We start from the raw sequence: 5,580 nt of genomic DNA on the forward strand, positions 1-5,580 counted from the left end.
CCTTTCCGGGGGGCGCGGGTGGGGCCCCCCCCCGGGGGGGCTCCCCGCGCCCCCTGGGGGGGGGCGGGGGGTGCTCCGCGGGGGCGGGGGGGGGGGGGCCCCCCCCCCCGCGGCCCCGGTCACCGACACTTGCCGGAGCCGCTCCCCGTCCTCTGCTTCCGGAGGCAGAGCCTCGACATCGGACCCCCTGTTCGACTGAGTGACGGGGGTGAGCGGAGGACGGACCGGTCGGGGAGGTCGACACGAGGAAGGGGAGGGCGATGAGTGGACGAACGAATCGAGTGGGACGTCGACCCTGGATGAAGGGGGCGCTCAGAGGCGTCGTCGGCGCGATGGCCATGAGCGGAATGCGACAGGCCGCGGTGGGTCTGGGAATGATCGAACGCACCCCTCCCGAGGCCATGCTGCGCGAGGGGGTGCCGACGTTGCTGCGCCAGGTGCCCGAACATCGGCGCACCGCGGCCATCGAACTGACGCACTGGAGCTACGGCGCGGCCGCGGGCGCGGCGTTCGGCCTCGTGCCTGGGCGACTGCGAGGCCACAGGCTGACCGGCCCGCTCTACGGGGTCCTCTCCTGGGGCCTGTTCGAGCTGGTCTTGGCACCGACGCTCGGCCTGGCCCACGCACGAAGGGATCGGCCACAGGAGCGGCTGGCCCTGCTGGTGGATCACGTGGCCTTCGGTCTCATCGTCGGGGGGCCGCCCGAAGCCGAGATCACCGGCCCCGACGCGAAGGACCCCGAGCAGGAGACGGACCGAGACCGGCGACGAATATGACGATTCCGCCCGTCTCATGACGTTTGTTTCGCTAATGTCGGGCCACCACCACGCCTTCGTGGCGCGGTGATCGGCGCTCGCTCCGCCGTCCCCCTCACCTTTGAGACGGAGCCGACATGCCCGCGCCCCCATCCCTGCCCCCGCCATCCCCTGGTTCCAAGAAACCGCACCCGTTGGCCACGATCGGTCTGGGCTGCGCCGGTTACTCGGGCCTGGGCGCCCTCGGGTTGATCGGCCTGGTCGTGCTCGGCTCGCTGCCGCCCCCACAGGAGGACCCCGCCACCGTGGAGGTGGCCGAGTCGCCCTCACCCGAGGAGACCGAACCCGAGCTGGTGGGGTTGTACCTGCCGGAGGCCGAAGAACTGCTCGACGGGTCCGAACTGGAACTCGGCGAACTGCTGCTCGCCGCGAGCGGTGACGACGCGGAGTGGACCCGTTCGGCGCTGGTCGTGTGCGGGCAGGACGTGGTCGAGGAGACCGCCGACCTGACGCTGGCCCCCGAGGGCGTGGACTGCGGTGATGACGAATCCACCGAGGACTGGCCCGAACTGCCGGACTTCGCCGGGGACGACGCCGATGAGTCCCGCTCCTGGGTGGAGGACACGGGCCTGACAGTGGTGGCGCGGAGCGCGTTCGGCGATGTCGACGATCCCGAGGGCACCACCGACCACGAGGTGTGCGGACAACGGCCCGAACAGGCGAGGGCCCCGTTCGACGACGATCTCCGGGTGGAGTTGTTCGTGGTCTCCAACGGCCAGGACTGTCCTGAGCGGATCGGTGATCCCCGCCCGGCGCCCGAGCCGGCCCCCGAGCCCACGCCACAGCCGGAACCCGAGCCGGAGCCGGAACCCGAGCCCGAACCCGAGCCGCAGCCGGAACCCGCCCCGGTACCGGGCGTGCACCCCGGGGCGTTCTGTTCGCAGCACTGGCAGTTCGGCCACACGAACAAGGGGACGCTGATGCAGTGCACGACCACCGCCGAGGACGAACGTTTCCGCTGGCGCGCGGCCTGACCTGAAGGGGCCGGGGGTTCGCGGGCGCGCTCCGGTCATCGAGGATCCCGCTCAGGGTCCGGCGCTCCCATCCCGCTCATGGCGGGGTGGGAGCGCTCGTGGTACCAGACCGACCCCATCGCCTGTTGGAAGGCCCGGGCGGGACTCAGCCGGTGCCGACCAGGCGGGTGAACAGGGCCGGGTCGACGTTGCCACCGGAGACCACCGCCACCGTCGCCTCCGGCCGCCCCGGGACGGTGTCGATCCTGCCCGACAGCAGCGCCGCCGCGGCCAGCGCTCCGCTGGGTTCGGCCACCAGTCGGGAACCGTGCGCCAGCGCGCCCACCGCGTGGGCGATCTCGTCCTCGCCGACGGTGACGATCTCGTCCAGGAGCGACGACAGGTGCGCGAAGGTCAACTCCGACAGGCACACGCGTACCCCGTCGGCCATGGTGCGGCCGGTGCGTTCGGGTTCCCAGGTGACCATGCGGCCCTCGCGCAGGCTCTGGGCCGCGTCGGCCGCCAGTTCGGGTTCCACACCCACCACCCGCGTCCGGCGCGGGCTCACGGCCCGGGCCACGGTGGCCACCCCCGACGCCAGCCCTCCCCCGCCCACCGGCACGACCACGGTGGTGACCTCCGGGGAGTCCTCCAGGATCTCCAGGCCGACGGTGCCCTGACCGGCGATCACACGCGCGTCGTCGAAGGGCGGCACGAACGCCAGACGTTCGCGTTCGACCAGGTCCTCGGCGGTGGAGAGGCGTTCGGCCGGGGACACGGGCACCACGCGCGCGCCCATCGCCCGGATGCGCTCCACCTTGATCCGCGGGGCGCCCTCGGGCACCACCACGGTGCAGGTCACCCCCTGCCGGGCGGCGGCGTGGGCCAGGGCCATACCGTGGTTGCCGGAGGAGTGGGTGATGACCCCGCGTTCGCGCTGGGTGTCGTCGAGTCGTGCCACGGCGTTGGTGGCCCCGCGTAGCTTGAACGCGCCGGTGGGCTGCAGACTCTCGGGTTTGAGCAGAAAGGGCCGTTCGGTGCTCGGCCCCACGGTGAGGGGTGTGCGCACCACGTGTCCGTGGATTCTGGTGGCCGCGGCACGGACGTCCTCGACGGAGACCAATCGCATGCGGCGAGTATGCCCCCGTCCGGTCGCCGCACACGGAATACTCGGATGTGATGCGTACCGAATGGACCCCTGACGACCTTCCCGGCCGGGACTTCTACAAAATGCTCACGTCGGTGGTGGTCCCCCGCCCGATCGCGTGGGTCTCCACCACGTCCCCGGACGGCGTGGACAACCTGGCCCCGCACTCCTTCTTCACCCTCTCCTGTGTGGAGCCGCCGATCGTGCAGTTCACCTCGGTGGGTCGCAAGGACTCGCTGCGCAACGTGGAGCACACCCGCGAGTTCGTGATCAACCTGGCGGCGGAACCGCTACAGGACCAGGTGAACGCGAGTGGGACCCCCTACCCGGCGAACACCAGCGAGTTCGACGCGCTGGGGATCGAGCGGGAGGCGAGCGCGCAGGTGCGCCCGCCCCGGGTGGCCGCCTCACCCGTGGCCCTGGAGTGCGGGCTGCACTCCACCGTGGGGCTGGGCGACTCCACCGTGGTGTTCGGCCGGGTGCTGCGCGTCGCCGTGGCGCCGGAAGCCCTGGTGGACGGACACCCGGAGATCACCCTGCTGCGACCCCTGGCCCGGCTCGGACGCAACGAGTGGTCCACGTTGGGCGAGGTGCGGGCACTCGACCGCCTGCCCTACCACCCTTGAGGTCCTCGGCCTCGAAAACCGTGCCCTGTGGTGGGCGTCCGACCCGTGGAGGAGTGGGTGGGCCGGACGCCCGAAGGGGCCGGGGGCGCACCCCGTGCGCGCGCCCCCGGGGCTTTAGTGGTCGTGCTCGTGGTCGACGGGTTCCTGACAGGCCACCCTGGGTTCGATGTTGACGCCCTGGTGGGCTCCGGTGAACTCGAAGACGGTGCTCTCCCCCGGTTCCAGGGCGCTGTGCTCCTCGGTCCCGGTCGCCTCGAAGTGGGCGCCGTGGTTCACCCAGGTGGCGCCGGTCATGTCCAGGATCTCCTGGCGATTGGCGAACACCCAGTCGACCATCCAGCCGTCCACGCCCTCGGCTCCGGCGGTGACCTCGACCTCCACCTCGAACCGGTCGTCGGTCTGGTCGACGACCGTGTACTCGGCGGTGCAGTACTCCTCGGCCGGCGCCTCCGTGGGTTCGGGTTCGGTGGTGGGTCCGTCCGAGGGTTCGGTGGTGGGTCCGTCGGTGGGTGCCGGTTCCTCGTCGCCGAAGACCACGTCGGAGCAGTTGTAGAAGGCCTCCGGGCTGTCGGAGCGTTCCCACACCACGTAGACGATGTGGCGCCCCTCCTTGTCGGGCAGGGCGACGTCCCAGTGGTACTCGGCTCCGGCGTCGCCGCCGCTGCGCAGCGGCGGGTCGACCACCTCGTCGATGAGTTCCAGGTCGTCCCAGGTGAGCGGGGCCTCGGGGTCGAAGCCGTCCTCGGTCACGTAGGTGAAGAAGGTGCCCGGGTGCGGGGCCCAGGCGTTGTGCCGGAACTCGACCGTCTCGTCCGCCGGCAGGTGTGTGGTGGGCCAGTCGGTGCGGGGCGTGTTGAACGCGGCGAAGTCCTCGCCGGGACCGCACAGTTCCCCATCGGCCACGTACTCGCGGTGTCGTCCGTCGGAGTCGGGGACGAGGTTGCCGTACCAGTTCCAGAACGCGTAGTCCCCGCCCTCGGCCAGGGCGTCGGCGCAGGCCTCGTTGGTGGGGTCCAGCGCGCCTCCGCCGGTGCCGCCGGTAGCGTCGTCGAAACAGGCGTAGGTGCGACTGGCCGGGTAGGTGAACGCGCCGTGGGCCTCGGCGGTGTCGGGCAGGGCGACGAGCACCCCGGCGACGGCGATGCCTCCGACGGCCGCGGCGGTCGCGATCGTCCCGACGATGGTGGGTGTGCGCATGGTGTGTCCCTTCGGGGCGGGACCCGACCGCGTGCGGGGGGTGTTCACGCGGCCGGGCGTGGGGGATGGAAAGGGTCTCGGGGCCGGTGGAACGTCAGTCCTCGGCGCCCTCCTCTTCCGTGTCGTCCTCGTCGCCGAACGGCTCGCCGTGCGACGCCGGCGCCGTGACCACGTCGACCTGCGACCAGAAGCGGTGATGGGTGAACTCGGGGGCGGGCCCGCCGTCCGAATGGGTGGGGACCGGCTCGGCCGGTGAGGTGGCGGGGGTGTTCTGGGGGACGACCGTGAGGCCGTTCGTGGGAGGCGTCGTGCCCATGGCCGCGGAGAGGGCGGGGCGCCTTCCGTGTCGGCGCCCTGCTTTCTGATTGATCACATCATTCTCCTCGGGGATGACCCTTCGATGCCCTTGGTGGTTACCGCGGGTGGGCGCCCACCTCCGAACCGTGCGAAAGATCCGGGGGCGGGGGGCCGAAAGGTGTGCGGGTCTGAGGATGCGTGGTGGATCCGGATGCGGCAGCGGCGGGGCCTGGCGCGACCGTTCGGGCACGTGGAACGTGGTGTGGGCGTCGATGTGGTCCGCCGCCCATGGGAGGGCTCCCCCCGTTCGGGAGCGCTCCCATAAGCGGTGCCGAAAAGTTAACACCATTGATGTTGCCCGGCAATGGGTGTGACCGGAGAAAAATCGGAACACTCCCACGACCGGAACCTGGAAGTGACGTGGGGGGTCCGGGGCCCCCCCCCCCGCCCCCCCGCCCCCCCCCCCGGCCCCCCCCCCGCCCGCCCCCCCCCCCGCGGGGGCCGGGCGGGGCCCCCGGGGGCCCCCCCCCCGGGGGGGCCGGCCC

General features: G+C 72.0%; 6 protein-coding genes. 3 read left to right on the top strand and 3 right to left on the bottom strand.

The window, feature by feature from the left end; translation table 11 throughout:
* Positions 1–332: 332 nt before the first annotated feature.
* Both ACWGKS_RS04335 and ACWGKS_RS04340 read left to right on the top strand, forming a co-directional pair.
* Complete coding sequence (locus tag ACWGKS_RS04335) at positions 333–776, top strand: hypothetical protein (RefSeq protein WP_358513277.1); 444 nt, start codon at positions 333–335, stop codon at positions 774–776.
* Between the two features lie 116 nt (positions 777–892).
* Complete coding sequence (locus ACWGKS_RS04340) at positions 893–1,789, top strand: serine/threonine kinase (protein WP_452521703.1); 897 nt, start codon at positions 893–895, stop codon at positions 1,787–1,789.
* Positions 1,790–1,934: 145 nt separating this feature from the next.
* Here the strand turns inward: ACWGKS_RS04340 and ACWGKS_RS04345 are convergent, their stop codons facing one another.
* Positions 1,935–2,897, bottom strand: a complete 963-nt coding sequence (locus ACWGKS_RS04345) for a threonine ammonia-lyase (protein WP_358513212.1) — start codon at positions 2,895–2,897, stop codon at positions 1,935–1,937.
* Positions 2,898–2,947: 50 nt separating this feature from the next.
* On the opposite strand from ACWGKS_RS04345, the gene ACWGKS_RS04350 reads away from it, so the two are divergent.
* The gene (locus ACWGKS_RS04350; protein ID WP_067603267.1) at positions 2,948–3,541 is read left to right on the top strand and encodes a flavin reductase family protein; all 594 of its coding nucleotides are present in this window, start codon (positions 2,948–2,950) and stop codon (positions 3,539–3,541) included.
* Positions 3,542–3,655: 114 nt separating this feature from the next.
* Here the strand turns inward: ACWGKS_RS04350 and ACWGKS_RS04355 are convergent, their stop codons facing one another.
* Positions 3,656–4,738, bottom strand: coding sequence for a lytic polysaccharide monooxygenase (locus ACWGKS_RS04355; protein ID WP_358513214.1), 1,083 nt, complete (start codon positions 4,736–4,738; stop codon positions 3,656–3,658).
* A 94-nt stretch (positions 4,739–4,832) separates the two neighbouring features.
* A complete protein-coding gene (locus ACWGKS_RS04360; protein WP_358513216.1) occupies positions 4,833–5,111 on the bottom strand; it encodes a hypothetical protein in 279 nt (92 codons plus the stop codon).
* Between the last annotated feature and the right edge of the window lie 469 nt (positions 5,112–5,580).

Source organism: Nocardiopsis sp. NPDC055879 (genome assembly GCF_053615935.1).